Source organism: Cognatishimia activa (genome assembly GCF_026016445.1).
GTDB lineage: Bacteria > Pseudomonadota > Alphaproteobacteria > Rhodobacterales > Rhodobacteraceae > Cognatishimia > Cognatishimia activa_B.
Genome location: NZ_CP096147.1, coordinates 319,104 through 345,410 on the forward strand (window position 1 = coordinate 319,104; position 26,307 = coordinate 345,410).

Below are 26,307 nucleotides of genomic sequence, written 5' to 3' on the forward strand. Positions count from 1 at the left end.
ACTTATTCAAATCCATTTAAAGAATAGGGTCGAAAGACCGCTCGAAATCGTCCTGATGAATCGTGGATCAGGCTGGGTTAAGACGGGTCCAAAGGTTGCCTGTCAAAATCAGTGTGACGCTTTGCCGCAATGCAGAAATAGTCGACTGTCTCACTCCGTTCATGTTGTTGGGAGTTGTTACACATACGCTGCGCGTTTGCTTGCGGGCTAACTCTACGTAAATACAACAAAAACACGGCGATTGAAAATTAATTTACTAATTTAGTCCGTTGGTATTTGTATATATTTACAATTCTGTCAAAGAATTTCCTCCGAGCCATTAATTATTCAGTTTCGCTGCCTAGAATGCGCCCAGCACTGTTTTTGAGAATGCCTCACCGGCGTTTTCAATTGCAGCATAGGGAGGAAAATTAGTGACACTTGATGATAATCAGTATGCCGCAGATCCGTCTGCAAATCGCAATTCAAAGCCCGAAGTAACGGCGGATGTCTATGCTTCGATGTATGGTGAATCCGTATCCAATCCGGAAGGATTTTGGGCGGAACACGGTCAGCGGATTGACTGGATCAAGCCGTTCACCAGGGTGAAGAACACATCCTTTGAACCGGGCAATATCGACATACGCTGGTTTGAAGACGGTACGCTGAACGCTTCCGCGAACTGCATCGACCGTCATTTGGCGACGCGCGGTGATCAGACAGCGATCATCTGGGAGCCGGATGACACATCCAAGCAAGACCCACTACACATCACCTATAACGACCTGCACCGGTCCGTCAGCAAGATGGCAAATGTTCTGAAGAACCTCGGTGTCAGCAGAGGCGACCGGGTTATCATCTACCTCCCGATGATCCCGGAAGCCGCCTATGCCATGCTGGCATGTGCTAGAATTGGCGCCATTCATTCCATCGTATTTGCCGGTTTCTCCCCGGACGCGCTCGGGGCGCGGATCAACGGATGTGACGCGAAACTTGTGATCACCGCGGACTTCGCCCCCCGAGGCGGACGAGAAACCCCTCTGAAATCCAACACCGACACAGCGCTCCTGCAGTGCAAAGACGACGTGAAGTGCCTCGTGGTGAAACGCACTGGCGGCCAGACCACCTGGACGGATCGGGACCACGATTACAACGCGCTGGCGGAAGCTGCATCTGACGAGTGCCCAGCCCAAGAGATGAACGCCGAGGATCCGCTGTTCATTCTCTACACCTCCGGCTCCACGGGTCAGCCTAAGGGCGTTGTGCACACCACGGGCGGCTACATGGTTTATGCGTCGATGACGCATCAGTACACCTTTGATTATCAGGATGGTGATGTCTTCTGGTGTACGGCTGATGTGGGCTGGGTCACCGGCCACAGCTACATCGTCTATGGCCCGCTGGCCAATGGCGCGACCACGATCATGTTTGAAGGCGTGCCAACTTTCCCAGATGCGGGTCGCTTCTGGGAAGTCTGTGAGAAACACAAGGTCAATCAGTTCTACACAGCGCCTACTGCAATCCGTGCCCTGATGGGGGCGGGCAACGAATGGGTTGAGAAATACGACCTGTCCGATCTGCGCGTGCTTGGTTCCGTTGGTGAGCCAATCAACCCGGAAGCCTGGAACTGGTACAACGAGGTTGTCGGCAAAGGGAACTGCCCGATCGTCGACACTTTCTGGCAGACCGAAACCGGCGGTCACATGCTGACGCCTCTGCCGGGCGCAACCGAGTTGAAACCTGGCTCTGCCCAGCAGCCGTTCTTTGGGGTGCAACCTGTTGTACTGGAACCGACTTCAGGTGAAATCGTCGAAGGCAACGGTGTTGACGGTGTTCTCTGCATGAAGGACAGCTGGCCGGGTCAGATGCGCACCGTCTGGGGCGACCACGAACGCTTCGAGAAGACCTATTTCAGTGACTACAAGGGTTACTACTTCTCCGGTGACGGTTGCCGTCGCGACGAAGATGGCGACTACTGGATCACCGGTCGCGTCGATGATGTGATCAACGTATCAGGTCACCGCATGGGCACCGCCGAGGTCGAAAGCGCACTGGTTGCACACGCGAAAGTGGCCGAAAGCGCTGTGGTGGGCTATCCGCATGACGTGAAAGGGCAGGGCATCTACGCCTATGTCACCCTGATGAATGGCGAAGAGCCCTCTGACGCGCTGCGCAAAGAGCTCGAAACCTGGGTTCGCACCGAAATCGGCCCGATTGCCAAGCCGGACCTCATTCAATGGGCACCCGGTCTCCCCAAGACCCGCTCTGGCAAGATCATGCGTCGCATCCTGCGCAAGATCGCTGAGGATGACTTTGGCTCTCTGGGCGACACCTCTACGCTGGCTGATCCCTCCGTTGTGGACGATCTGATTGAAAACCGCATGAACAAGGCGGACGCGTAGTGGACGGCGCGACGACACCTACAGCGGCGACTGTCTTGATTTTGCTTGGCCCTCCCGGGGCCGGCAAAGGCACGCAGGCGCGGATGCTGGAAGAAAAATTTGGGCTGGTTCAACTGTCTACCGGTGATCTGCTGCGCGAAGCCGTGGCGGCAGGTACCGACGCGGGTAAAGCCGCAAAGGCCGTGATGGAAGCAGGCGATCTTGTCAGCGATGACATTGTGATTGCCATTCTGCGGGACCGCCTGGAAGAACCTGATTGCGCCAAAGGTGTGATCCTGGATGGCTTCCCACGCACGACTGTGCAGGCAGACGCATTGGGCGCGCTTCTGGAAGAGCGTGGTCAGTCTGTGAATGCAGCCATCAGCATGGAAGTGCAGGACGCGGCCATGGTGGATCGCATTTCCGGCCGCTTCACCTGCGGGAACTGCGGCGAAGGCTATCACGACACATTCAAACCAACGGCAATGTCCGGCACCTGCGACAAATGCGGGTCAACCGAGATGAAACGCCGTGCCGATGACAACGCGGAAACTGTTGCGCAACGGCTTGACGCCTACCACGCCCAGACCGCGCCGCTCATTGCCTATTACGAACGCTCCGGTGCGCTGTCGCGCATCGACGCTATGGGAGCGATTGAGGAGATCGCTTCAAACCTGAGCCAAGTGGTGACGAAAGTCACCGCCTAATGGCTTACAAAAACAGACCTTTTAAGGGTCGGTTGGAAAAGGAAGGAGGGGCCATTCCATGTCCCAAAATGATGACAACAACGCGTATTGGGCCGCCAATATGCGTCTTATTAAGATCAGCCTCGTGATTTGGGCGCTGGTCTCTTTCGGGTTCGGGATTATCCTGCGCCCCATGCTGTCGGGAGTCACCATCGGTGGGTCTGACCTTGGTTTCTGGTTCGCCCAGCAAGGGTCCATCCTGGTCTTCTTGGCGCTGATTTTCTTCTACGCCTGGCGCATGAATGCCTTGGATCGTGAACACGGCGTAGACGAGGAATAAAACGATGGATCAGTTTACACTCAACCTGCTGTTTGTGGGCGCGTCCTTTGCGCTTTACATCGGCATCGCGATCTGGGCCCGTGCGGGTTCCACATCTGAATTCTACGCTGCGGGTCGCGGCGTTCACCCTGTCACCAACGGTATGGCGACAGCGGCGGACTGGATGTCTGCGGCGTCCTTCATCTCGATGGCGGGCCTCATTGCCTTCACCGGCTATGACAACTCTTCCTTCCTGATGGGTTGGACCGGTGGTTACGTTCTGCTGGCACTGCTTCTTGCACCTTACTTGCGTAAGTTCGGCAAGTTCACCGTGTCTGAATTTATCGGTGATCGTTTCTATTCCCCAACTGCACGTCTGGTAGCTGTGATCTGTCTGCTGGTGGCTTCCATCACTTACGTGATCGGTCAGATGCAGGGTGTGGGCATTGCCTTCGGTCGTTTCCTTGAAATTGACGCCTTCTGGGGTCTGCTGCTTGGTTCCTGTGTGGTTTTCGCATACGCGGTTTTTGGTGGCATGAAAGGTGTGACATACACTCAGGTGGCGCAGTACTGCGTTCTGATCACTGCTTACACTATCCCAGCGGTCTTCATCTCTTTGCAGCTGACAGGTACACCAATCCCGGCTCTGGGTCTCTTTGGTGAGCACTCTGCATCTGGCGAGCCACTGCTTCAGAAGCTGGACCAAATCGTCACCGATCTGGGCTTTAAAGAGTACACAGCGGCGCACGGTTCCACCATCAACATGGTTCTGTTCACCCTGTCTCTGATGATTGGTACAGCGGGTCTGCCACACGTGATCATGCGCTTCTTTACCGTTCCTAAGGTATCTGACGCACGTTGGTCTGCGGGCTGGACACTGGTCTTCATTGCGTTGCTTTATCTGACAGCTCCGGCTGTGGGTGCGATGGCGCGTTTGAACATCTCTGACCTGATGTGGCCAAACGGCACTGAAGGCGAGGCGGTCAGCGTAGAGCAGATCGAAACCGCGCCTGAATATGCCTGGATGGCGACTTGGCAGAAAACCGGTCTGCTCGACTGGGAAGACAAGAACGGCGACGGCAAGATCCAGTACTACAACGACAAGAGTGCTGATCTGCAAGCCAAAGCCGAAGCAAACGGCTGGCAAGGGAACGAGCTGACCAAGTTCAACCGTGACATTCTGGTTCTTGCGAACCCAGAAATCGCAAACCTGCCTGGCTGGGTAATCGGTCTGGTGGCTGCGGGTGGTCTGGCAGCAGCGCTGTCTACCGCCGCGGGTCTGCTCTTGGCGATTTCCTCTGCTGTGTCTCACGACCTTCTGAAAGGTCAGCTGACACCGAATATGTCAGAGAAGAATGAACTTCTGGCGGCACGTCTCTCCATGGCGGCAGCAATTGTTGTGGCGGTTCTGTTGGGTCTGAACCCTCCAGGCTTCGCAGCGCAAACCGTGGCCTTGGCCTTCGGTCTGGCGGCAGCCTCGATCTTCCCGGCGCTGATGATGGGTATCTTCTCCACCCGCATCAACAACTCCGGCGCGGTCGCAGGTATGCTGGCAGGTCTGGTTGTGACACTGCTCTACATCTTCCTGCACAAAGGTTGGTTCTTTGTTCCAGGCACAAACAGCTTCACAGATGCTGATCCGCTGCTTGGCCCAATCAAATCCACCTCCTTTGGTGCCATTGGTGCTCTGGTGAACTTTGTTGTGGCGTACTTCGTGTCCGGCGCGACCAAAGAAACACCACAAGAGATCAAAGACCTGGTTGAGAGCGTACGTATCCCACGCGGCTCCGGCGCAGCTGTCGAAGGTCACTAAAAACCACGAACACCGCTGCCCTTTGGTGGCGGTGTTCCCCCTTACACTTATCGAATTTGATCCTGCTCAACCTCAATTGACAGGATATGTGCCAGAAGGGCCAAGTGATGTCTCTTCCTACAAATCTGACTCAGTTTCTCGCATCTGTGCATCCTTACGACAGCTTGCCTGAACGTGATCTGACGGCCTTGGCACAGGCCTGTCAGGCGCAAGAATTCTCTGCCGAAGAGGTTGTTTACTCCGTCGGTGATACGGCGACGCACCTCTACATTATCGCGAGCGGAGAAGTTGAGATCACCGATGAGATCGGTGTGCAGCTGTCTTTGCTAGGTCCGCGCAACTCATTTGGCGAGCGCGCCTTGCTTCGCGGAGAATCCTCCAGCCGCACGGCTACGGTTGTTTCTGAGACAACGCTCATCGCCGTTCCGATGGACCAGTTTTATGCGCTGATCAAAGCGCACAGCGCGGTTGGCAAGTTCTTTGATCGCCGCCGCCCACCAGCGCCCGCGCAGACTGACCCGACCACAACGCCAGTGAAACGCTGGATGACACCAAACCCCGTGACCTGTACGCCGGACACGCGCATCCGAGATGCAGCCCGCATCATGCGTGAGCGCCACATCTCGACAATCTGCATCACAGATGGCGCGAATTTCTTAGGTCTGGTGACCCTGCGCGATATGAATGGTCGCGTGATAGTTGAAGGCAAAGACACCGCCGACGCGATCGCTGAGATTGTGACCGAGGAAGTCCTGACGCTTGCATCAGACGAATTGGTAACAGATGCATTGCATTTGATGGTGGAGCAGGGCGTCGGCAGCATTCCGATTTTGGACGACGGTCAGCTTGTGGGCATTATCACCAAAACCGATCTGACGCGGGCACAAGCCGTGACCTCGGCGGATCTGGTTGGGCGCATTGCCAAGGCTGAAACCGCTGAACAGATGGCAAGCGTGACCATTGAAATCCCGCAGTTGCTTGTGCAGTTGGTAGACGCCGGAAACCGGCACGAGGTTGTGACCCGGCTGATCACGGATATTGCCGATACAGCGACCCGGCGCTTGCTTGCATTGGCAGAAGAAAAGCTGGGCAAGCCTCCTGTGCCATATGTCTGGCTCGCCTGCGGCAGTCAGGGGCGGCAAGAACAGACCGGTGTATCCGATCAAGACAACTGCCTGATCCTGTCAGATGAATTTACCGAGGCTGACATGCCGTACTTTGCGGCGCTCGCCAAATTTGTCAGCGATGGATTGGAGACCTGCGGCTACTTCTATTGCCCCGGTGACATGATGGCGACCAACCCGCGCTGGTGTCAGCCGATTTCTGTCTGGCGAGACTATTTCCAAGGCTGGATCGCCACGCCAAATCCCGAAGCCCAGATGCTGGCCTCGGTCATGTTTGATTTACGGGCTATTGGTGGCGACGAAAGCCTCTTTGGTGATCTTCAGAAAGACACGTTGAAGGCTGCGGCTAAGAACTCGATCTTCACGGCCCATATGGTGTCAAACTCCCTGAAGCATCACCCGCCGCTTGGCCTGCTGCGCGGCTTGGCGACGATCCGGTCTGGCGACCACCGCAATCAATTGGACCTCAAACACAACGGGGTCGTACCGGTTGTCGATCTGGGTCGCATCTATGCTTTGGAGGGGCAATTGACCCAAGTGTCGACACGTGCGCGCCTGGAGGCCGGTGTGCGTCGCGGGTTGCTTTCCAAGTCGGGTGGCGATGATCTGCTGGATGCCTATGACCTCATCGCCATGACACGATTGAAACATCAGGCTGCTCAGATAAAGTCAGGTCAGAAACCGGACAACTACCTTGATCCCTCCGATCTCTCAGATTTCGAGCGCAGCCATCTGCGCGATGCTTTTGTGGTTGTCAAAACCATGCAGTCAGCCGCGGGATCAGGCAAAGGCGCGTTAGGATAGCCCATGTTTATTGAACTTATCGCAACCATCTTTGCTGGTATCGCCTGCGCGGGCGTGGCCATGGTGCTGAACATCCTGACCGGTCGACGACTGCCGAAATGGGTGATGCCGATTGCGGCTGGTGCGGGCATGATCGGCATGACGATTTCCAACGAATACACTTGGTTTGATCGCACTGCCGAACGCCTGCCGGAAGGCGTGGAAATCGCCACGATGATTCATGAAGAAAGCTGGATCCGACCTTGGACGAAGGTCTTGCCCTATACAAAGCGCTTTGTCGCCGTTGATATAGCAACGCTTCGTAAAAACGAAAACCTCCCGGCGCAGAGACTGGCTGACCTTTATTTCTTCGGGCGCTGGTCACCGGTAAGTCAAGCACCAATGCTGTTTGACTGCCAGAAGTCCCGATCAGCGCTACTGATTGATGGCGCAGAATTTGGTGCCGATGGAACGGTGACCAATGCAGATTGGCAAGCGATGGAGGCAGAAGATCCAATTCTAACAATGGTTTGTAAGGCCTGACCATGCTCGGACACCTTTCCCTTCGCTTTCGGATTTTCCTCTTCTTCGGTCTCATGGCCACCGGAGCTGTCATATTGGCGGGGGTAGCGTTGACATTCGCTTGGTCTCGGTCAGAGCAGGCGCTTCCAACCGCGCCCTTTACGACAGCCTTCTTTATATTTGCCTTTTTGAACGTGGGATTTCTAACGGGAATCTGGTTTCTCTTTGACGAGCATGTTGCGCGCCCAATTGATCAACTTTCAACCAATTTGCGTCTGCGTGCACAGGCCGGGGTCGATGCGGAAATCACCGATGAGTCTGCGCGGTATCTGGGTGATTTGGCCCCCGCAGCTCGCGCTGTCTCGCAGGCGATGGATGCGTCGCTGGAAGTTATCCAGTCGAATGTCTCTCAGGAAACCGTGCAGCTTCGAAAAGAACGGCAGCGCCTTACTGCACTGCTGAGTGAAATTCCTATCGCAACAATTCTCGTAAATGCGATGGGAGAGATTGTTCTTTATGATACGCAGGCCGCGGATATCCTTGCGCAGATCGCACCGCCACGCCTTAAGGCTCAATTGTCGGACTACTTTGACCCTGCTGCCATTGAAGATGCGAAATCCTGCCCGCAGAGCAGGGCTGGCAATTCATCATTTGCATTGCAGGATGTTCATCACCAAACAACATTCAATGCACGATTGAAGCCTCTGGGTGACGATGGCGATATGATCTTCATTGATCTTGAACGAGGCGTGACTGAAGCCGATAGTGCGCGCCCGCTCGTTTTCGATTTCGACCTGCTTGAAAGCCGGGCTGCGGCAGACCTTCAAAACACAGCGCTTTCAGACCTTTCGCTGGTAGTCTTTGATACGGAAACCACGGGGTTGTCGGTTAAAGAAGACGCGATTGTGCAGATTGCTGCCATTCGCATCCTTAACGGGCGCATCATCGAGGGGGAGCACATAGACGCCTACGTCAATCCAGATCGCGCCATTCCTGCCGCATCCACACGCATTCATGGGGTGACGGACGCGGATGTAGCGAATGCCCCGGATATCACTAAGGTAGGACTAGACTTCCACAAGTTCGCTCGTGATGCTGTACTGGTTGCCCATAATGCCCCCTTTGACATCGGGCTTTTGCGTCAACAAGAGCAACGGATCGGGGTCAAATGGGATCACCCTGTGCTCGACACGGTACTGCTATCGGCAGTGGTTTTCGGCACGACTGCAGATCACACGCTCGACGCTCTCTGTGAGCGACTATCGATCACAATTCCTAGCGAACTGCGCCACACTGCGCTGGGCGATGCCAAAGCAACGGCTGAAGCAGTCCTGAAACTCCTCGCGTTGTTGCAGGGCAAAGGAGTCACAACCTTCGGTGATCTTTTGCAGGAAACCCGACGGCATTCGCGACTTCTGAATGATCTCAATGAAGACAGGGTGATCGCTTAGCGCATCATCCTGCACGTGAGCGATTTAGTGCAAGTCTGATGTCAGGCAAGGTGAGGTAGGGGGCTGACCGTCCGATTTCCAGCCGTCCTGAAGCATTCAATGACTTCTAAGAAGGAAATTCGGATTTAGTTGGCATCACCTTTTGAGACAGCTCAACAAGTTCAATGACCGAGCCGATCTCCAGCTTTTCGAGGATGCGCGCGCGATGATGGTCCACCGTTCTAGGAGAGATATCCAACGCACGTCCAATCTCCTTGCTGGCGGTGTTGGATGGGTGCTCCATCATGAATACCGCAACTTCTTTTTCGCGGGACGTGAGGCGTTCAAATCGTTCTTTGGCATCGTTTTGTTCCGAAGCCTGCTGCCGCATCTGCTGGTCGCGTTCGAACGCCGCCTGAATGCAAGCGACGAGATCATTCTGACGGAAGGGTTTTTCCAGAAAGTCGATTGCCCCGGCTTTCATGGCTTGGACCGTCTCAGGGATGCCGCCATGGCCCGAAATAAAAATGACTGGAAGCGTAATTTCCGTCTCATTCATGTAGGATTGAAGTTCCAGCCCGTTGATCTCGGGCAGGCCATAGTCCAACACCAAACAGCCTTGTTGCTCTTTGTGGTACTGATCAAGAAAATGCCTTGCGGATTCAAAGGCGACAACCTTAAAGCCGCGCTTTGTGAGCGCGCGGGACAAAGTTGTGCGGACGTCCTCTTCATCATCCACAAGAAAAACCACTGATTGATCCATAGGTGTTTCCAAGCCAGTTACATAATGAGCAATTTACGGGGCATCTCTGGGAATGGTAAAGCAGAAGCTCGTATTGCCCGGTTCGTTTTCATCAAGCCACAATCTACCGCCATTAGTTTCAATGATCGTTCGGCTGATAGAGAGCCCCAGCCCCATTCCGCCTTCTTTACTGGTTTGGAACTGCTTAAAAAGCTTCACGCTTTCGGGAACACCTGGCCCAGTATCCGTGACACGAACTTTCAAAACATCGCCCTCAGCTTCTGCGTGGACGACGATTATGCGTTTTTTTGATTTAGCCGAAGTGATCGCTTCAATCGAATTGCGGATCAAATTGATCAGAACCTGCGCGATTTGAACGCGATTTCCATAAACAATTGGATTCTCTGCATGTTCATAAACCAGCGCCACATTCTGGTCTTCGGCTTCGTGACGCATCAGGCGTTTGGCCTGATCTAACAGCTCATTGAAATTAAACTGAATGACCCTGCCGCGATCTTTGCGGACAAAGCCTCGAAGTGCGCGCACAACCGCACCACCTTGATGGGCTTGCTCATCCAACTCGGCGAGAATGGCCATCAGGTCTTCATTGGGCTGCCCATTTTGCTTCGCCGTTGAAATCGCAGCATCTACGTTTTGGGTGATGGCTGTCAGAGGCTGGCTAAGTTCGTGCGCCAACCCGCTTGCCATTTGCCCCATGACGCTGACACGCGAAAAATGCGCGAGGTCGCGGCTGAGTTCCTGAACTTTGGTTTCAGATTCACGGCGCTGGGCTATCTCATTGATCAGTGTTTTGTTTGCCTTACTGAGTTCGCGATATGTTTTGGGAAGAGGGGCCTTGGCTGAGACCTCACCTTGCGAGACAAGCGCTGTTCGCACGGCGAAGGCTCTGACGGGCCGCAGGATCAGTTCAGCGATTGTCAGGCCCACCAATGCGGTCAATATCGAGATACCCGCTGCAATCCAAATGTTGCGAGCACGGTTCTTTTTGATCTCACCGATAAAGTCATTTTCAGGCGCGTAGACGGCCACAGTCCAAGGCAGGTCGACACCTGCAAGAGGTTCGAAGAGCCCAAGGTAGTTGTTGCGCCGGAAGGAGAAATTCGACGGAAGACCGAAGTTGGTGACAGCCCCACCTTCAAAGTTCGCAAAAGCCGCGCGAGACACGGCGTCATCGATATCATTGATATTGGCAAAGCTCAGTGTGCCGTCGTCATTGAGCACCTTGATCTGATTGGGGTCAGGATGCGCCAACACGCTGCCGTCTTGGTGCAGGATCACCGCTGCGCCGCTTTCACTGACCTGCAGTTCACTTAAGAAAACAGAGATGTCCGAGATCTCGATGTCGACGCCCACAACGCCTTGCAGTCCTTCGTTTTCAAAAACTACCGGTGCAGCCGTGGTGATGCCGGGTTGCTGAGACGTGAAGAAAATATACGGATTGGTCCAGATGCGCGTGTCGAGTGCACTTGCCTTTATGTACCAGGGTCGCGTGCGGGCATCATAAGGATCAAACGGGTCATTGTCCCGGGCGACGATTTCGTAGTCTTCGGTGCGCCAGATGAAATCCGTTTTGCGAACCCCATCCTCGATCGTGATGAATTTGGTGCGATAGGGTCCGGGGCCATCGCTTTTCATAACATAGACGAAATTGCCCTGTTCATCGCCATAGTTGATGCCTGCGACATTGGACTCTGTCTGAAGGAGCTCAAAGAAATAGCGCTCCATCGTGTCGCGGTCTGTGGTGCCCACCAGACCTGAATTCAGAACACGCCTTGCCTGTTCGGCCATTTCTCCGGCGGGCTCTAGGAACCGCTTTGTATGGTCCACTGCATTGCCGCCCGCACGTTCCATAAGGCCGCGGGCATGATCAAGGATCGCGCGTTCTGAGGACAGGTAAGAGGTCGTGACCACAAAAAGGATGGCAATGAACTGCAATCCGGCAAGGCTTATCGCCAGGACAAAGCCCAGCGAAAACCTTATGCCATCTTGCCTAAACCGGTATGCCAAGTGTTCTGATCACATCCCTAGGTCTGAGGTGACTTTATTGACGGCGGTCGAAAGCTTGCTCACCACCTCTTCGAGGTGGTGGGTTTCAGAAATGAAAGGCGGCGCAAGCAACACGTGATCCCCGTGCTTGCCATCGATGGTACCGCCCATCGGATAGCAAATCAAACCAGCATCAAAAGCTGCGGCTTTCACACGTGCATTAAACTTGAAGCTTGGGTCAATCACCGCTTTGCTCTCGCGGTCTGAGACGAACTCCATACCAACAAACAGTCCGCGTCCACGAATGTCACCGACATTGGGGTGTTGGCCGAACTCTTTATGTAGAAGATCGCGCAGCTGCTGCCCTTTCGCGGTGACATGATCGACGATGCCACCTTGGGTCAGCTTCTGAACAACTGCCAAGCCAGCCGCACAAGCGGTTGGGTGGCCAATATATGTGTGGCCATGTTGGAAAAAACCGCTGCCGTTTTTGATCGCATCAAAAATCTGCGCTGAACAAAGCGTCGCACCAATTGGCTGATAGCCCGCACCCAGACCTTTGGCGATGGTGCAGATATCTGGGCTGACCCCTTCCTGTTCCGCCGCAAAAAGCGTCCCGGTGCGGCCCATGCCGCACATGACTTCGTCCAAGATCAGCAGGACACCATAAGTGTCGCAGATTTCACGGATTCGCTTGAAATAGCCGTCCACCGAAGGCACAGCGCCCATAGTCGCGCCAACGACAGGCTCCGCGACGAAGGCCATGACTTGCTCCGCGCCTAAACGCAGGATTTCGTCTTCCAGCTCATTTGCGACCCGCTGGCCGTATTCAAAAGTGGTCTCGTCTTCGCAACGATCACGGTACTCGTAGCAAGGTCCAATATGGCTCACGTCAATGAGCAGCGGTGCAAACTGTGCGCGCCGCCACTCGTTGCCGCCGACGGCCAAGGCGCCCAGTGTATTGCCGTGGTAACTTTGACGTCGCGCAATGATTTTGGAGCGCTGGGGCTGGCCGATCTCGACGTAGTACTGTCGCGCAAGTTTCAGCGCAGCTTCTACAGCTTCAGAGCCACCTGATACGAAATAGACGTGTTCCAATCCCTGCGGCGCATGGGCGACCAATAGGTCTGCGAGATCTTCAGCGGGTTGCGATCCGAGGAACCCGGTGTGCGCAAATGCCATAGAATCAAGCTGTTGCTTGATGGCATTGATAATGTCCTGATCGCCGTGACCGAGACAGGAAACAGCGGCTCCTCCCGATCCGTCGAAATAGGCTTTGCCATCAGCATCATACAGGTAGACACCGTCGCCCTTCATGCCGATTGGGGGTAACTTGTTGGAATTCCTTGGGAAAACGTGGCTCATAGGTCCGATTCCATATTTTTTCCGGCATATGCAATCATTTTGGATAGGCAAATTCTATAGGTAGTGACGCGCATAGACAGAAAGGCCAGTCTCGGAGACCATTTTGGAGCGTGCTGTGCCAATACTCCTGCATTTGTTCATCAAATGCTGCGTAATTGCTGTTTGGGTAATTGGTACGAAGGAGTGGGAGGCAGCACGCAACCGACAACTGGGAGAGACATAAATGTCATATACAAAATTCAATACAGCGGCCGCTGCTGCCCTCGCGCTTGCTGTGTCCGCGCCTGCTGCTTTTGCTGAAGATTTCATCACCATCGGTACAGGTGGTGTCACCGGGGTTTATTATCCTACAGGTGGCGCGATCTGCCGTCTGGTAAACAAAGGCCGCAAAGAGCACGGCATCCGCTGCTCTGTGGAATCCACAGGTGGTTCCGTTTACAACATCAACACCATCCGCGAAGGCGAGTTGGAGTTCGGTGTCGCTCAGTCTGACTGGCAGTACCACGCTTACAACGGCACATCCAAATTCGAAGACGCTGGCAAGTTCGAAGGTCTGCGCGCTGTTTTCTCCGTACACCCTGAGCCGTTCACAGTTGTAGCGCGTGCAGACGCTGGCGTGACATCTTTTGACGACCTTAAAGGCAAGCGCGTCAACATCGGTAACCCAGGTTCCGGTCAGCGCGGCACAATGGAAGTTCTGCTGGAAGCAAAAGGCTGGACAACAGGCGATTTCGCTCTGGCAACTGAGCTGAAGGCCGCAGAACAGTCCGCAGCGCTTTGCGACAACCAGATCGACGCAATGGTTTACACCGTTGGTCACCCATCCGGTTCCATCCAGGAAGCGACCACAGCATGTGACTCCGTTCTGGTAAACGTTTCCGGCGCAGCGGTTGACGGCCTGATCTCCGACAACTCCTTCTACCGCTCTGCAACCATCCCAGGTGGCATGTACCGCGGCAACGATGGCGACACAGCAACATTCGGTGTTGGTGCGACTTTCGTGACTTCCGACGCAGTGTCTGAAGACGCGGTTTACACAGTTGTTTCTGCAGTCTTCGAAAACTTCGATGACTTCAAAAAACTGCACCCAGCCTTTGCAAACCTGAAGCCAGAAGAAATGGCGACTGCGGGTCTGTCCGCTCCGCTGCACCCAGGTGCTGCGAAGTACTACCGCGAGCAGGGCTGGATTGAATAACCCAGTTTGATCAAAACCAAGGAGAGGCGCCATTGGTGCCTCTCCTGTCCAATAAGCCTATGAAAAATAGGATATTCAGGGGGAATTCAAATGACGGATCAAAAGACCGAAGGCCGCGCGCTAAGCGAAGAAGAACTACAGGAGCTGGTTTCTTCATCAGACGCGGGCGCTCGCAACCCTGCGGGCCATGTTGGCACGTTCCTAGCCATAGTTGCGATTGTCTGGTCGGTATTTCAGGTCGTCCTGGCCTCACCTTTGGCCAATTATGTTCTCCCGGGTTCGGTCATTAACAACTCCCGTCAAATTCACCTCGCCTTTGCAATCTTTCTGGCCTTCATGGCCTATCCAGCACTGAAATCGAGCCCTCGCGATTACATCCCGGTCCAAGACTGGATTATGGCGATTGCTGGCTCTTTCATCGCGCTCTACGGATATTTCTTCTACCAAAAGATCGTCGACTCAGGCGGATTGGCCGATAACACCGACAAGTGGTTTGCTCTCGCCGGTCTGATCCTGCTGTTTGAAGCAGCCCGCCGCGCGCTTGGCCCAGCAATGGCGATCATTGCAACCATCTTCCTGCTCTATGTTTTCTTCGGCTCCTCCACCGTGGTCCCTGATGTGATCCGCTGGGGTGGCGCATCCCTGAAGAAGGCGATGAGCCACATGTGGATCACTTCTGAGGGCGTCTTTGGTATCGCGCTAGGTGTTTCCACCAAGTTTGTGTTCCTGTTCGTGCTCTTCGGGGCGCTTCTAGATAAGGCTGGGGCAGGTAACTACTTCATTAAAATGGCGTTCGGTGCCTTAGGGCATCTGAAAGGCGGACCTGCGAAAGCTGCCGTGGTTGGTTCTGCAGCCACCGGCCTGATTTCAGGGTCTTCCATCGCCAATGTCGTGACCACTGGGACATTCACCATCCCGCTGATGAAACGTGTGGGCTTTACGTCTGAACAAGGCGGCGCGGTCGAAGTGGCCTCCTCTGTGAATGGCCAGATCATGCCACCGGTTATGGGTGCTGCTGCCTTCCTGATGGTGGAATACGTCGGCATTTCTTACGTCGAAGTGATCACCCACGCCTTCCTGCCAGCCTCTATTTCCTACATCGCGCTGGTCTACATCGTGCACCTTGAAGCGGTGAAGCGGAACATGCCGGTCCTTGGTGATCGCGTTGTCTCCATGGGTAAAACCATCGGTGGTATGGCGGCCTTCTTCGTCGGTTTCGCATTGCTGTGCTATGGCGTGCAATACCCGGTCAAAGCCATCACCTCTGTGCTACCGGCATCGGGTCTGATCCTGTCAGCCCTCGTGTTCCTGACCTATGTCGCGCTGCTCTATCTGGCCGCGCAGGTCCCTGATTTGGAACCAGATGATCCGCACGCCAAAGAAGTGAAACTGCCGGTGGTTGGCGAGATCTACAAATCCGGTCTTTATTATCTGCTGCCGATCATCGTGCTGGTTTACTTCCTAATGATCGAACAGAAATCTCCGGGCCTCTCTGCTTTCTGGGCTACCGCTCTTCTGTTTGTCATTCTGCTGACCCAGCGTCCGCTAAAAGCGATCTTCCGCGGAGAAAGCGAGACCGTGGAACGGTTTAAAGATGGCATTGTCGACCTGCTCCAGGGACTGGTCGACGGGGCGCGCAACATGATCGGCATTGGCCTCGCAACTGCGACGGCTGGTGTCATTGTTGGCACTGTCACACTCACAGGTGTTGGGCAGGTCATGGCCGATCTTGTTGAGTTCCTCTCTGGCGGCAACCTCATCCTGATGCTGGTCATGGTCGGTCTACTTTCCCTTGTGTTGGGGATGGGGCTGCCAACAACAGCGAACTACATCGTTGTGTCCTCCCTCATGGCTGGGGTTGTCGTCGAACTTGGCGCGCAGTCAGGTCTGATCGTGCCTCTGATCGCGGTGCACCTCTTTGTGTTTTACTTCGGCATTATGGCCGACGTGACGCCGCCTGTCGGTCTTGCGAGCTTTGCGGCGGCTGCCGTGTCTGGTGGCGATGCCATCAGAACCGGTTTCACCGCCTTCTTCTACAGCCTGCGTACGGTTGCCCTTCCGTTTGTCTTCATCTTCAACACCGATTTGCTGTTGATTGATGTGACGCTAACCCAGGGCATATTGGTCTTTGTCATGTCGAGTATCGCCATCCTTGTCTTCACGGCAGGGACCATGGGGTACTTCGTCACCAAGAGCCGCATCTATGAAAGCGTCGCCATGATCCTCATCGCGTTCTCGCTTTTCCGGCCGGACTTTTTTCTGGACCGCATCCAACCACCATTCCAAGACATTGAGCCAACCGCTCTGGTGGAAGCTGTGGACTCGGCAGCTGCTGGCTCAGAGCTCAGGATCGTGCTCAACGGACCAGACTTTGACACGGGCGAGTTGAAAGACACCACGCTGGTGCTGGCGATCGACGAAACCCCTGCAGGCGAGCGAATGGATGCACTTGGGCTTCTTACTATGGAAGAAGATGGCAAGTTGCTTGTGGAGGAGCCTCTGTTTGGCACACCGTTTGCAAATACGCTGCAGGGATATGATTTCTATGCGGATGAGTCCGTGACGGTGAAGGAAGTCAAAGCACCATCTGATCAGATGCCAAAGGAGTTGCTGTTCATTCCGGGCCTCATTCTCTTGACTATGATATTCTTCCTGCAGAAAGCGCGCGCATCAAAACAAGGAGTTCCAGCATGAGCCGTTCTGTCCTATGTGCCGTCGACATTTCTAACCAAGGCAAAGATGACGCGGTTTTGAAAGAAGCCAAGCGTCTTGCTGATCTGGATGGCGCCCAGCTTGATGTGGTTACTGTCATTCCTGATTTCGGCAAAAGTCTGGTGGCGGGTTTTTTTGAACAAAGCCACCACGATAATGCGGTATCTGAGGCTAAATCTGCCTTGAAAGAACAGATCGTTGAAAGTCTCGGCGCAGATGCGGATTCCCGTGTCCGCCACGTTGTAGCGACTGGTACGGCCTATGAGGAAATCTTGCGGGTGGCCGATGAAACCAATTGCGGTTTGATCGTGATTGGAGCGCATAAGCCGAACTTTACTGACTATCTGCTTGGCCCTAACGCGGCACGCGTTGTCAGACACTCGAATTGTTCGGTACACGTTGTGCGTTAAGCAGGCGAACTGGAACGATGAAAGAAGATTTTGCGCCGATCAGCGACCAAGACTGGCCGTTTGAAATCACAGACATGCTGTCAGGCTTCGCCGGTGGACTGAACGTTTACCGCACCATGGCGCATCATCCTGCATTGCTTAGGGCCTGGTCTGATTTGCGCGAACATGTGGTCAATCAGACCTCGCTTGGCGCTGAACGCAGTGAAGTTGTTATCCTTCGCACGGGGATGCAGCTTGGCTCGTCCTACGAATGGCACCAGCATATCGTGCGTGGCCGCAAATCCGGCCTGAGCGACCTTCGTATAGCGCGTCTCAGCGGACCGCTTGATGCCATCACCGGAATGGATGCGCTACTCGCAGGCGGGGTTGATGAGCTTTTTGAACGCAAGTGTTTGTCGGAAAATACGTATACCGCTTTGAAAGCCGAAATCGGAAAGCACGGTATCCTTGATCTCATTGCAACAGTGGGCTTTTACTCGACGCTTGGGTTAATCCTGAATACCTTTGAGACGCCGCTCGATAAAGATATCGCCGACGAGCTTGCTAAGAAACCGTTGGATCGTTTCAGGTCCTAAAGGCGGGTTGCACGAACTTCCAAGCTCAAAATCTTTGAATCTTCTTGCTTGGCTTCTCCGAAGCTGAGTAACGCCTTTATATCGTGATTTTCCATCAGGCTTTTTTTCCGCGCGTAAAGTAAATATGCTGGTCTAAGTGCTGGTCCAGAACCAGCGCGGTCATCAGAGTGGCAAAAGGCGGAAAGATGGGCGGGACCAAGATTAAGAATATGGAGGAGTTCTCAGCCATTTGTGGCATCTCTCGGCCAACTCTATCCAAATTTTTCAACGATCCTGAAAGCGTACGGGCTTCTACGCGCAAGCGGATAGAAGAAGCGCTTGAACAGCATGATTACCAGCCCAACCTCTATGCGGTGAACCAGAACCGGAGGCTAACCAAGAATATTGGCATTGTTGTTCCTTATCTCGCGGATCCATTCTTTGCAAAGATCGCGCGTACTATCGAAGAACATATCTTTGAAACGGGATTTCGCCCAGTGTTGTTGGGGTCACATGGCAGCGCCGCATTGGAAATCGCAAATCTGGAAAACTTGCGCAGCATAAAACCTGCCGGCGTATTGCTTGCTCCCTTGGGTCGCGCTTCTGATCATGAGAAGCTTGAGGCATTCTGTAAAGACATACCGACCGTTCTATTTGACGCGAATATCGATACTATCGGAGAGGCTTTTGTCGGGTCCAATAACGAGCAAAGTATTGGCCTGATTGTTGATTATCTCTGCCGGACGGGGGAGCCTCCGAGTTTTTTCGAGATGAAATCTCCAACCAATCCGAACGCTTTCAAAAGGCGAAGTTCCTACATCTCTGCGATGGAGAAATTGGGTCACAGACCTCATTTGATCCAGGCTGAGGGGGAAGGCTGGGAGTTTGAAGAGATCGGTTTTCGCGAAGGTATGCGTGTGGTTCGTGACCGAAATCTGCCGACGAATACAATATTATGCAGCAATGACCGTCTCGCCATTGGTCTTTTGTCCGCAGCCTGTGAATCTGGGTTGCGAGTTGGCATTGGCGAAGGCTGCGAGCTGCGGGTTGCGGGGCACGACGATCACCCATTTTCAAGATATACCTGCCCAACTTTGACAACGGTTTCTCAAGATTATGAAGCTATCGCAAAGAAGAGCGCATCGGTTTTGCTTGAGATGATAGAGGCTGATGAACCATCCGATTCGCGAGGGGAAACACTGTTTGATGGGCGTTTGATCATGAGGTCTTCTGCGTAAAGGTCTGAACGGAAAAGTAAAATTCAAAAACTTTACGCGCGTAAAGAAAAAAATTGACGCAGGTTGCTATTGAGCGCTACCATTTCCTCAAGCATCTACTTTAGGGAGGACGAGGATGTTTAAAAAAGGCGCACTTCGCGCAGCAACCGCCATAACGCTGCTTGCAGCCGGTGGCGTATCTGCCGAAACACTGACAATTGCGATCGTGAACAACGGTCACATGATCAACATGCAGAAAGTCGCAGAAGCTTATACCGCCGAAACCGGCGTAGAACTGAACTGGGTTTCTCTGGAAGAAGGCGTTCTGCGTGAACAGGTCACCTCTGACACCGCAACAGGCGGTGGTCAGTACGACATCATCAACATCGGTATGCAAGAAGCTCCAATCTGGGGCGCAGCCGGTTGGATTGAGCCGCTGAACTTCTCTGCAGACTACGACGTGGACGACATTCTGCCTGCAATGCGTAATGGTCTGTCCCATGAAGGTACGCTCTATGCTGCGCCTTTCTATGGTGAAAGCTCCATGGTCATGTATCGCAAAGACCTGACCGATGCTGCTGGCGTTTCCATAGGCGACAATGACAGCTGGGATAATGTAAAGGCTGCAGCCGCTGCTATTCACGATCCAGACAACGGCGTTTACGGTGCCTGCCTGCGCGGTAAGCCGGGTTGGGGTGATAACATGGCGTTTATCACAACCGTCGTGAACTCTTTCGGTGGTGCGTGGTTTGACGCCGACGGCCGTCCGCAACTGGACAGCGCTGAATGGAACGCAGCGATCAACTTCTATGTCGATCTGTTAGGTTCTTATGGCCCTCCAGGCTCGGAAGGTAACTCTTTCAACGAAATCTTGGCGCTTTATAACGAAGGCAAATGCGGCATGTGGATTGACGCCACGATCGCGGCATCCTTCCTGGAAGTTGACGGCGTGGCATACGCGCAATCTCCAAACGCAGGCAATCCGGTTGGTGCGAACTGGCTGTGGGCATGGGCGATGGCGATCCCCGCGGGCTCTCCGAATGCTGAAGCCGCTGGCGACTTTATCGAATGGGCCACATCCAAGGACTATGTGAAAGCGGTTGGAAACCACCCTGAATTTGGCTGGGGCTCTGTGCCAACAGGTCAGCGAGCGTCGACTTATGCGATCCCTGAGTTCCAAGCCGCAGCTGGTTTTGCTGCCGCGGAACTGGCCGCGATCGAAAGCGCCGCGCCTGAAGCAACAGATCTGAAACCATATGTTGGTGTTCAGTTCGCCGCGATCCCAGAGTTCCCAGAGGTCGGCTCCGCCGTTGCTCAGGAAATGGCCGCAGCGCTATCCGGCGCGAAGTCCGTCGAAGATGCGCTGGCTGCTGCTCAAGGTGCAGCTGACTCGATCATGAAAGAAGCGGGCTACTACGACTAAAACAATCGAGGGCCCGGCAGGCATCCCGCTGTGCCGGGCCCATTACCAGACGTACCACAGGGTTTGCTAGATCGCCTTGGTACCGCCTAACATCCGAGCAATCGCAACCCAAACATCAGATGTGAAACGGAAAAACCGTTTTACTGAGAGGATAGGACCATGTCCGACAGAAAGCTCCCTCGACTTTTACAAAGCCCCGCAGTTCTGCTGCTTTTGATCTGGATGCTGATCCCTCTGGGAATGACGCTGTACTTTTCATTCATACGCTATGTGTTGAACAGCCTGCGCCGTCCAGAGTGGACATCACCAAGCCTCAGCAACTGGCGCGGCTTCGGAAACTACGAATTTGTTCTTAAATCAAAAGACTTCCTCTTCGCCATTCAGAACAGCCTATTCATCGTCTGCAGCATCTTGATCCTGACAGTCATTCTGGGTGTTTTGATCGCCGTTTTGATCAACAAGACATTCCCGGGGCAGGGCATTGTCCGAGTTCTTCTGATCTCACCGTTCTTTGTCATGCCTGCCGTGAACGCCGTTCTCTGGATCAATATGATCCTCGACCCGGTTCTAGGTCTACAAGGCATAGCCGTTGGCAGCATTAACGATCTGGTGGATACACTTCGCAATGCACCTTTGGTTGGCTGGTTCTTCTCACTTTGGCCGGAACTCGAACCGATTTCCTTTCGGGCGACACAGACCTCAGCCTATGCGGTTATCATCATGGTGACATGGCAGTGGACACCCTTTGCGGTCCTGATTTTCATGACCTCGCTGCAATCTGAAGACCAGCAACAAAAAGAAGCGGCTGTTCTGGATGGCGCGAGCCCATGGTCACAATTCCGGTTCCTGACCCTGCCGCACTTGGCGCGACCGATTGCGATTGTGGTCATGATCCAGGCGATCTTTCACCTCTCGCTCTATGCGGAAATCGAAATCGTTAGCCGCGGTAACGGCAACAAGAACCTGCCTTACCTGATCGGTGAATTTGCCAACAACAACATCGGGGCTGCCAGTGCCACAGGCATCTTCGCAGTCATCCTCGCCAACATCGTCGCCTTCTTCCTGCTGCGCATGATTGGCAAGACACTGATGGAATAAGGGACAGAACCAATGGCAATCGTTGCAAAACCCTCAAGATTTTCGAAATACGGTCGGCCCATGGTGGCCTGGGTCGTGGGGCTCTTGTTCTTCTTCCCGATCTTCTGGATGGTCCTGACCAGCTTTAAGACCGACGCGGATGCGGTGAAACCTGAACACCTGATCTGGTTCACACCGACGCTCGAAAACTACCTGAATATGACCGAGAACTACGACTATTGGCGCTTCGCCAAGAATTCGGTCATCACGGCAGTCTTCGCGACAGCATTCACCCTGGTCGTTGGCATTCCATGTGCTTATGCGATGGCCTTCAACCCAAGCCGGGCAACTAAAGATGTGTTGATGTGGATGCTTTCCACAAAGATGTTGCCAGCCGCAGCAGTGCTTTACCCCATGACCTTTCTGACCAAGTCAGCAGGCCTATTTGATACGCACTTCCTAATCATTCTGGTTCTCAGCCTGATTAACCTGCCGATCGCGATCTGGATGCTCTTCACCTATTTCAAGGAAATCCCGAAAGACATCATTGAAGCCGGTCAGATGGATGGTGTCAGCACCATGGGGGAGATCAAAGAGATCCTGATCCCCCTTGCTTGGGGCGGCATCGCAGCCACCGCACTTCTGGTGTTCATCTTCTGCTGGAACGAGGCCTATTGGACCGTGCGCCTGACCACGACCGATGCGGCAACGCTCTCCAAACTCATCGAAGGCAACCGGGCCCCTGAAGGTCTCTTTTTCGGACGCCTCTCTGCCGTATCAGCTGCCGCCGTTGGACCAATCGTTGTCCTCGGATGGTTCTGCCAGAAACAACTTGTCCAAGGCTTGACCTTCGGCGCTGTGAAATAAGGAAAGACAATGGGACGTATTCAACTCAAAAACGTGACGAAGAGTTTTGGTGACGTTCAGGTCATCCCGCCTCTTGATCTGACGATCGAAGACGGAGAATTCGCGGTCTTTGTCGGCCCATCTGGTTGCGGTAAATCCACTTTGCTGCGGATGATCGCAGGTCTTGAAGACCTGACCTCCGGCAACATCGAAATCGACGGTGAAGTGGCCACCGAGGTGCCGCCATCCCAACGTGGCCTTGCCATGGTGTTCCAATCCTACGCGCTTTATCCGCATATGACGGTGCGCAAGAACATTGGCTTCCCTCTGCGTATGGCAAAGATGGAACAGGCCGAGATCGACCAGCGCGTTGAAACAGCCGCCAAATCTTTGAACCTGATGGATTATCTGGAACGCAAACCAGCGGACCTCTCAGGCGGTCAACGTCAGCGGGTCGCTATTGGCCGGGCAATTGTTCGCGAACCTGCAGCCTTCCTTTTTGACGAACCACTGTCAAACCTCGATGCGGCTTTGCGCGTGGGCATGCGGCTAGAGATCGGCGAGCTGCATGAGCGGCTGAAGACCACGATGATCTACGTGACGCACGACCAAGTCGAGGCGATGACGATGGCGAATAAGATTGTTGTGCTGCGTGCTGGTGTGATCGAACAGGTTGGTTCTCCGCTTGAGCTCTATCATAGGCCTCAAAACGAATTTGTTGCTGGGTTCATTGGCTCCCCAAAGATGAATTTCGTCAAAGGTGCTGAAGCTGAAAAACACGGTGCTGCAACCATCGGTATCCGCCCAGAACACACCGATGTCAGTATGACCGACGGCGCTTGGAAAGGCCGCGTAGGCGTTGCAGAACACCTAGGGTCTGACACCTTCATCCACGTCCATGACACTGACCTGGCGGATATGCTGACGGTACGCGTCACCGGTGACATTTCTGTCAAACACGGCGATACCATTTTCCTGACACCGCAGGCCGACCAGATACACAAATTTGACGCACAAGGCCTGAGAATGTGATGGCATCTGCGGCACTAAATACGAATGGGGTTGTGCTTTGTGATGCGAACCTTTCGAGGCTCCCAGCAACAGTAGCACGCCCCAATTACGACCGGTCAGCCCTTCGTCCGGGTATTGTGCATATCGGCCTTGGCAACTTCCATCGCGCACATCAGGCTTGGTATATCCACCGTTTGATGCAACAGGGGCTTGCCGCTGACTGGGCTATCATCGGAGCGGGGGTACGCAATCAAGACCAAGTCATGCGTGACAGTCTGAGGTCTCAGGACCATCTGACGACGCTCATTGAGCTGTCGCCAGATGGGACATCAGCTGAAGTCATCGGATCAACGATCGATTTTATGCCAATTGAGGCCGGAAACGCCTCTCTTGTCCGGCAAATGGCTGATCCTGCCATTCGGATTGTGTCGCTAACGATCACTGAAGGTGGCTACTTCATGTCGCCGACCGAGAGTGGTTTGGATGTTGCACACCCTGATATCCAGTACGACATTGGTCATCCGGAACATCCAAGGACCGTATTTGGCGCCATTGTTGCGGCGCTGGCAGCACGTCGAGCATCGGGGTCGGGGCCGTTCACTGTGCTCAGCTGTGACAATCTTCGCGGAAATGGAGACATCGCGCGACAAGCGGTCTTGTCACTGGCTGAACAATTGGATGCTTCTCTAGCGGATTGGATTGAACTGACGTGCAGTTTTCCGAATTCCATGGTGGACTGCATCGTTCCCGCGACAGGTCCAAATGAAATTGCACTGGCTCAGAGTTTTGGCATCGACGATGCCGCGCCGGTTACACATGAAAGCTACCGGCAATGGGTCATTGAAGATGATTTTTGTGCCGGGCGACCTGACCTTGAAAAGGTAGGTGTCATCATTACACCAGAGGTCCATGCCTATGAGGCCATGAAAATTCGCATCCTCAATGCAGGCCATCAAGTTTTGGCCAATGTCGGTGAATTGATGTCGGTCGAGACGGTGGCCGAATGTATGGCTCACCCAGTCATTTCAGAGTTTTTCAACAAGGTCGAACACGAGGAAATTGCGCCATATGTGTCCCCAGTTCCGGACATGACCTCGACGCAATACGTAGGTTTGGTCGCCCAAAGGTTTTCAAACCCAGAAATTCGCGACACAACACGCCGCGTCGCCTTTGATGGATCGTCGCGGCACCCAGAATTCCTGTTACCGGTTATTCAAGACGCATTGGAAAGCGGGGGCACCATCGAAGGTTTGGCTTTGGTGGAAGCCTTTTGGGCCCGCATGTGTGCGGGGACAAGAGATGATGGGACCATCATCGAAGAGAATGACCCCAACTGGCACCGCTTAATGGATGCTGCAAGGGAGAGTGCAAAAAGGTCTAGGGCGTGGCTTGAGCAACAGCAGATTTACGGAGACCTGGCGGATAATCCCGTTTTTGAACCCGCATTTTGTCGTTGGCTCGATATGATTTGGTCTGATGGCTGTCTTGCGACATTGCAGGCGTACTTGGACGGGACATGAGACCTGTTTAAGTGTCTCTTCGCTCACTCGCCATAACTCCTCTCAATCCTGCACTGCAGTACGTATGCCTTCGACGAAGGGGCGGTAGATGTAACTGGCAAGCGTTGTTTCACGTGCTGAAATCAACAATTGCACTGGCATATCCTCTTGCAACGCTGCGGCGCTCATGGATGCGAGGATGTGCTCAATATCCTCAGATTGGATTTCAGCCCGTCCGGTGTAGGATACCGGGATTCCATGTTCATTCAGTGTGGCGCGCGGAGAAACGGCGACAACTCTCACGTCAATCTTGGGCATCGTGCGTTGTGGTAGGCTTGTTAAAATCAGCCGCCCCTCCATTCCGGGCTGCAATTGATCGATTTGACCAACTGGCACTTCAAAAGAAATATGCGGATGCGCAAGGGGTTGCGTAAGTGAGATCAGTGTTTCACCTCGCGCGGCGAAAGACCCCTTTGTTTTAAAAAAGATGTTCGAGACGATGCCTGCAGCCGGTGCCCGAACCACAGCTTCTTCAATTTTTGCATTTAGTTCGGTGATCTGTCTGCTGATCTCGTGCAAGCGTTTGACATTGGCATCCCGCGTGCGCATGAAGTGCTCGCGCGTTGATATACCGATCAGCTCTGCTTGATCCGAGGCACTGCTTTGTTGTCCTCGAAGCGAAATTAAACTGGCTCGATCTCCTTCGATATCTGCCTTCAATATCAGGGTTCTCTCAGTGAGGCTCTCGCGTTCTGTGACGCTGAGGTGCCCACTTTCAACGAGTTCTGATTGACGCTCCATTCTTTGCTGCATCAGATCAAGCTGACGCGTTGCGATGTCGATTTTTTTTGCGAGTGCATCAATTTGAAGACCAAGATTTCGAGCTTTTTGCTTTTGTTGTTGAACCTGAATCTCAGCTTGATGATGTCGTTCTAGGTTGGAGGCCCCGGCGGCCGTTATTGGTGCTAAGCTCGTTAGATCTTGGTGAGACAAAATGTGTTGGATGATCTGGTTTTCCTCTTGGAAGTCTCTTTGCGTTTGCTTCAAGCTCTCCCTCTGCGCAGTCTCTAGCGACACGTCCATCTGCAGTACGATTTGCCCCGCGTCGACCTGATCGTGCCTTGCCACAAAGACGTCCTGCACCGCACCTCCAAATGGGTGCTGCAAGTTGTAAGTTGGTTGCGACGATATGATTTTCCCTGACAATTGGAG

General features: G+C 53.8%; 21 protein-coding genes. 17 read left to right on the forward strand and 4 right to left on the reverse strand.

Annotated elements, in window-relative coordinates:
- Positions 1-413 precede the first annotated feature (413 nt).
- The 7 genes from acs to M0D42_RS01645 all read left to right on the forward strand — a co-directional run bounded on the left by acs (position 414) and on the right by M0D42_RS01645 (position 9,058).
- Entirely contained in the window at positions 414-2,381 is a 1,968-nt protein-coding gene (gene acs / locus M0D42_RS01615; RefSeq protein ID WP_265019869.1) for an acetate--CoA ligase, read from the forward strand.
- On the forward strand, positions 2,381-3,067 hold the full coding sequence (locus M0D42_RS01620; protein WP_265019870.1) for an adenylate kinase: 687 nt from the start codon (positions 2,381-2,383) through the stop codon (positions 3,065-3,067). Before acs ends, M0D42_RS01620 begins: the two co-directional genes overlap by 1 nt.
- 58 nt (positions 3,068-3,125) lie before the next feature.
- The gene (locus M0D42_RS01625; RefSeq protein WP_265019871.1) at positions 3,126-3,386 is read left to right on the forward strand and encodes a DUF4212 domain-containing protein; all 261 of its coding nucleotides are present in this window, start codon (positions 3,126-3,128) and stop codon (positions 3,384-3,386) included.
- A gap of 4 nt (positions 3,387-3,390) precedes the next feature.
- Complete coding sequence (locus M0D42_RS01630) at positions 3,391-5,178, forward strand: sodium:solute symporter family protein (protein WP_265019872.1); 1,788 nt, start codon at positions 3,391-3,393, stop codon at positions 5,176-5,178.
- Positions 5,179-5,285: 107 nt separating this feature from the next.
- Positions 5,286-7,106, forward strand: coding sequence for a DUF294 nucleotidyltransferase-like domain-containing protein (locus M0D42_RS01635; RefSeq protein ID WP_265019873.1), 1,821 nt, complete (start codon positions 5,286-5,288; stop codon positions 7,104-7,106).
- A 3-nt stretch (positions 7,107-7,109) separates the two neighbouring features.
- Entirely contained in the window at positions 7,110-7,628 is a 519-nt protein-coding gene (locus tag M0D42_RS01640) for a hypothetical protein (RefSeq protein ID WP_265019874.1), read from the forward strand.
- A 2-nt stretch (positions 7,629-7,630) separates the two neighbouring features.
- On the forward strand, positions 7,631-9,058 hold the full coding sequence (locus M0D42_RS01645; RefSeq protein WP_265019875.1) for a 3'-5' exonuclease: 1,428 nt from the start codon (positions 7,631-7,633) through the stop codon (positions 9,056-9,058).
- Positions 9,059-9,164: 106 nt separating this feature from the next.
- Here the strand turns inward: M0D42_RS01645 and M0D42_RS01650 are convergent, their stop codons facing one another.
- From M0D42_RS01650 to M0D42_RS01660, 3 genes are read right to left on the reverse strand one after another with little or no spacing between them, the layout of a single operon-like run.
- Positions 9,165-9,800: a response regulator transcription factor gene (locus M0D42_RS01650; RefSeq protein ID WP_265019876.1), complete on the reverse strand. Its 636-nt coding sequence runs from the start codon at positions 9,798-9,800 to the stop codon at positions 9,165-9,167.
- A 33-nt stretch (positions 9,801-9,833) separates the two neighbouring features.
- Positions 9,834-11,807 (reverse strand): ATP-binding protein, encoded by a 1,974-nt coding sequence (locus tag M0D42_RS01655; RefSeq protein WP_265019877.1) that lies wholly within the window; start codon positions 11,805-11,807, stop codon positions 9,834-9,836.
- 9 nt (positions 11,808-11,816) lie between these two features.
- Positions 11,817-13,151: an aspartate aminotransferase family protein gene (locus tag M0D42_RS01660; protein ID WP_265019878.1), complete on the reverse strand. Its 1,335-nt coding sequence runs from the start codon at positions 13,149-13,151 to the stop codon at positions 11,817-11,819.
- 223 nt (positions 13,152-13,374) lie between these two features.
- Here M0D42_RS01660 and M0D42_RS01665 point away from each other — a divergent pair, with 223 nt between their 5' ends.
- From M0D42_RS01665 to M0D42_RS01710, 10 genes are all read left to right on the forward strand, one after another.
- Positions 13,375-14,346, forward strand: a complete 972-nt coding sequence (locus tag M0D42_RS01665) for a TAXI family TRAP transporter solute-binding subunit (protein WP_265019879.1) — start codon at positions 13,375-13,377, stop codon at positions 14,344-14,346.
- Positions 14,347-14,436: 90 nt separating this feature from the next.
- Positions 14,437-17,040, forward strand: coding sequence for a TRAP transporter permease (locus M0D42_RS01670; protein ID WP_265019880.1), 2,604 nt, complete (start codon positions 14,437-14,439; stop codon positions 17,038-17,040).
- Complete coding sequence (locus M0D42_RS01675) at positions 17,037-17,468, forward strand: universal stress protein (RefSeq protein WP_265019881.1); 432 nt, start codon at positions 17,037-17,039, stop codon at positions 17,466-17,468. Before M0D42_RS01670 ends, M0D42_RS01675 begins: the two co-directional genes overlap by 4 nt.
- Before the next feature lie 17 nt (positions 17,469-17,485).
- The gene (locus tag M0D42_RS01680) at positions 17,486-18,043 is read left to right on the forward strand and encodes a carboxymuconolactone decarboxylase family protein (protein ID WP_265019882.1); all 558 of its coding nucleotides are present in this window, start codon (positions 17,486-17,488) and stop codon (positions 18,041-18,043) included.
- A 185-nt stretch (positions 18,044-18,228) separates the two neighbouring features.
- Positions 18,229-19,260, forward strand: a complete 1,032-nt coding sequence (locus M0D42_RS01685; RefSeq protein WP_265019883.1) for a LacI family DNA-binding transcriptional regulator — start codon at positions 18,229-18,231, stop codon at positions 19,258-19,260.
- A 115-nt stretch (positions 19,261-19,375) separates the two neighbouring features.
- Positions 19,376-20,662: an ABC transporter substrate-binding protein gene (locus tag M0D42_RS01690; protein WP_265019884.1), complete on the forward strand. Its 1,287-nt coding sequence runs from the start codon at positions 19,376-19,378 to the stop codon at positions 20,660-20,662.
- A 159-nt stretch (positions 20,663-20,821) separates the two neighbouring features.
- A complete protein-coding gene (locus tag M0D42_RS01695; protein WP_265019885.1) occupies positions 20,822-21,760 on the forward strand; it encodes a carbohydrate ABC transporter permease in 939 nt (312 codons plus the stop codon).
- 12 nt (positions 21,761-21,772) lie between these two features.
- Positions 21,773-22,606 (forward strand): carbohydrate ABC transporter permease, encoded by an 834-nt coding sequence (locus tag M0D42_RS01700; protein ID WP_265019886.1) that lies wholly within the window; start codon positions 21,773-21,775, stop codon positions 22,604-22,606.
- A gap of 9 nt (positions 22,607-22,615) precedes the next feature.
- Entirely contained in the window at positions 22,616-23,617 is a 1,002-nt protein-coding gene (locus M0D42_RS01705; protein WP_265019887.1) for an ABC transporter ATP-binding protein, read from the forward strand.
- Entirely contained in the window at positions 23,617-25,116 is a 1,500-nt protein-coding gene (locus tag M0D42_RS01710; protein ID WP_265019888.1) for a mannitol dehydrogenase family protein, read from the forward strand. The genes M0D42_RS01705 and M0D42_RS01710 overlap by 1 nt, the downstream gene beginning before the upstream one ends.
- A gap of 42 nt (positions 25,117-25,158) precedes the next feature.
- On the opposite strand, the gene M0D42_RS01715 is transcribed toward M0D42_RS01710, so the two are convergent.
- On the reverse strand, positions 25,159-26,238 hold the full coding sequence (locus M0D42_RS01715) for an HlyD family secretion protein (RefSeq protein ID WP_265019889.1): 1,080 nt from the start codon (positions 26,236-26,238) through the stop codon (positions 25,159-25,161).
- Between the last annotated feature and the right edge of the window lie 69 nt (positions 26,239-26,307).